Annotated in this window: 3 protein-coding genes and 1 CRISPR repeat array; all 3 genes read left to right on the top strand. The window is 43.1% G+C overall.

Annotation, left to right across the window (positions count from 1 at the left end; genetic code table 11):
- A partial coding sequence (locus tag HMPREF0849_RS08745) for an amidohydrolase (RefSeq protein WP_033605433.1) occupies nucleotides 1-737 on the top strand: 737 nt, incomplete at its 5' end.
- Nucleotides 738-748: 11 nt separating this feature from the next.
- Nucleotides 749-1,288, top strand: a complete 540-nt coding sequence (locus HMPREF0849_RS08740; RefSeq protein ID WP_000834340.1) for a 5-formyltetrahydrofolate cyclo-ligase — start codon at nucleotides 749-751, stop codon at nucleotides 1,286-1,288.
- Nucleotides 1,272-1,952, top strand: a complete 681-nt coding sequence (locus HMPREF0849_RS08735; RefSeq protein WP_000658469.1) for a rhomboid family intramembrane serine protease — start codon at nucleotides 1,272-1,274, stop codon at nucleotides 1,950-1,952. The genes HMPREF0849_RS08740 and HMPREF0849_RS08735 overlap by 17 nt, the downstream gene beginning before the upstream one ends.
- A 37-nt stretch (nucleotides 1,953-1,989) precedes the next feature.
- Nucleotides 1,990-2,818: a CRISPR direct-repeat array (repeat unit 36 nt; unit sequence GTTTTGGAACCATTCGAAACAACACAGCTCTAAAAC).
- Nucleotides 2,819-2,836 lie beyond the last annotated feature (18 nt).

Here is a 2,836-nt window from a genome sequence, read left to right as displayed (position 1 = left end):
GTGGGATGCTCATGTATGAGGATGGTGCTTTTGGAGACTGGTTGCCAGACCAGTTTTATGGACTCCATGTTCGTCCGGATCTGAAGGTCGGCCAGATTGCGACCAATACACACACTCTCTTTGCAGGGACTTGTGAGGTGAAGATTCGTTTCAAAGGAAAAGGAGGACACGCAGCCTTTCCACATGAAGCCAATGACGCCTTAGTGGCCGCTAGTTACTTTGTGACCCAGGTACAGTCAGTTGTCAGCCGCAATGTCAATCCAATCGAAGGAGCAGTGGTGACCTTTGGAGTGTTCCAAGCTGGAACAACCAACAATGTCATTACAGACACAGCCTTTCTACATGGCACCATTCGAGCTTTGACTCAGGACATGAGCCTCTTGGTGCAAAAGAGAGTGAAAACTGTCGCAGAAGGAGTTGCGGCAGCTTTTGGTATGGAAGTCGAAGTCGAACTCAAACAAGGAGGTTACCTGCCTGTTGAGAACAATCCAGCCTTGGCGCGTGAACTGATGACCTTCTTTGAGGAAAAAGAAGGAATCGAGTTGATTGATATCGAGCCTGCTATGACAGGTGAAGATTTTGGTTATCTCCTTTCGAAGGTAGACGGAGTTATGTTTTGGTTAGGTATCGATAGTTCTTATGCCCTTCATCACCCTCAGATGAGCCCCAAGGAAGAAGCCTTAGCCATTGGGGTGGATGCGGTCTCTAGCTTTCTCCAAAAGAAGGCAGCAGAGTAGAGGGCTTGTCTATGAAATCGGAATTGCGCAAGCAAGTCTTGCAAGAAATGAAGTCTATCCCTCAGAAGCAAAAAATTGCTATGGATCAAGCCTTAACAGAACGATTTTTGAATCATCCTTTTTACCAAGAAGCCAAGGTCATCGCAACCTACCTTTCTTTTTCGCATGAGTTTCAAACGCAGGAACTGATCGACCAGGCGCTGAAGGACGGCAAAAAGGTTTTGATACCCAAAACCTATCCCAAGGGTCGCATGGAGTTTGTGGTCTACGATCCGCAGCAGTTAAAAAAAACTTCCTTTGGTTTACTGGAGCCCCAAGGGGACTTGGAAGTGGTGGATACCTCCCGGATTGATCTGATTCATGTTCCGGGCTTGGCTTTTACGACAGAGGGTTATCGGATTGGATATGGCGGAGGCTATTACGACCGCTATCTGGAGAATTTTGCTGGTCAGACCATGAGTACAATCTATCCTTGTCAAATCCAGAATTTCAACTCGGAAGACCATGATATTCCCGTTCAGGAGGTGCTAATCTATGAAGGAAATCTTTGATAAACGTTACCCTGTTACTAGTTTTTTCCTCCTAGTAACAGCTTTGGTATTTCTCTTGATGCTGATTACTACAGGCATCAACTTTGATCGGGTAAAAACTCTGTTTCAGTTTGGAGCTATGTATGGACCGATCATTCGCCTGTTCCCAGAGCAGATGTGGCGCCTTTTTTCGGCTATATTTGTGCACATAGGCTGGGAGCATTTCATTGTCAATATGCTTTCTCTCTACTTTCTTGGACGACAGGTGGAGGAGATTTTCGGCTCTAAGCAGTTCTTCTTTCTCTATCTCTTATCAGGAATGATGGGCAATCTCTTTGTGTTTGCTTTTACACCGAAAGTCCTTGCAGCAGGAGCATCCACTTCTCTTTACGGACTATTTGCTGCGATTATCGTTTTGCGCTACGCGACTCGCAGCCCCTATATCCAGCAGTTAGGGCAATCCTACCTGATGCTTTTTGTGATAAATATCATTGGAAGTATTCTGATTCCAGGAATCAGCCTAGCTGGGCATATCGGAGGTGCAGTAGGCGGTGCCTTTCTAGCAGTCATCTTCCCAGTCAAATGGGAGAGAAGGATGTACAGTACTAGCCAGCGAATCGGAGCAACTGTACTTTTTATCGCACTAGCCGTTTTCCTTTTCTACAAAGGAATGAGTTATGTGTAGAGTTGTAATAGTTAAAAAGCTACTCATTTTTTGAGTAGCTTTTTAACTATTACAAACAACACAGCTCTAAAACCGTTATCTGATGCTGCTGAATAGGTTTGTCGTTTTGGAACCATTCGAAACAACACAGCTCTAAAACCTTTGATATTTTCAAGAATTTAACCAACGGGTTTTGGAACCATTCGAAACAACACAGCTCTAAAACTGATAACGAATCACTAATGGTTGAAAAAGTGTTTTGGAACCATTCGAAACAACACAGCTCTAAAACCGCTCGAAACTATACATAGAAGAACTTATAGTTTTGGAACCATTCGAAACAACACAGCTCTAAAACCCTAATAACTCGTCATGTACCGGAATCATTGTTTTGGAACCATTCGAAACAACACAGCTCTAAAACTATCTGTTCCTTGCTCATTATTAATAGCAAGTTTTGGAACCATTCGAAACAACACAGCTCTAAAACCAATCTTCACAATCTAACTTATTGTTCATTGTTTTGGAACCATTCGAAACAACACAGCTCTAAAACTGGTCGTTGACAATAGCAAGTCCACCAGGGGTTTTGGAACCATTCGAAACAACACAGCTCTAAAACTTGAGTGAACAATCGATTAGCGTTATGAGTCGTTTTGGAACCATTCGAAACAACACAGCTCTAAAACATGGGCAGAAAGGTGCTATCAACAAAGTTAGTTTTGGAACCATTCGAAACAACACAGCTCTAAAACTAAATGCTTTTTACAACATATGTAAATTTTGTTTTGGAACCATTCGAAACAACACAGCTCTAAAACTAACAGCGATGAAAGGGATAGTAGATGAAAGTTTTGGAACCATTCGAAACAACACAGCTCTAAAACCTGGTGAGGTCGGTATCG

This window comes from Streptococcus sp. C300, assembly GCF_000187645.1.
Taxonomy (GTDB): Bacteria; Bacillota; Bacilli; order Lactobacillales; family Streptococcaceae; genus Streptococcus; species Streptococcus oralis_CQ.
Note: the sequence above shows the minus strand (reverse complement) of the source record. Positions and strands in the feature narration are given on the sequence as shown.

Bases quoted from the DNA above. Each gene is read 5' to 3' on its own strand.
- HMPREF0849_RS08740 (WP_000834340.1), top strand. From the start codon at position 749: ATGAAATCGGAATTGCGCAAGCAAGTCTTGCAAGAAATGAAGTCTATC.
- HMPREF0849_RS08735 (WP_000658469.1), top strand. From the start codon at position 1,272: ATGAAGGAAATCTTTGATAAACGTTACCCTGTTACTAGTTTTTTCCTC.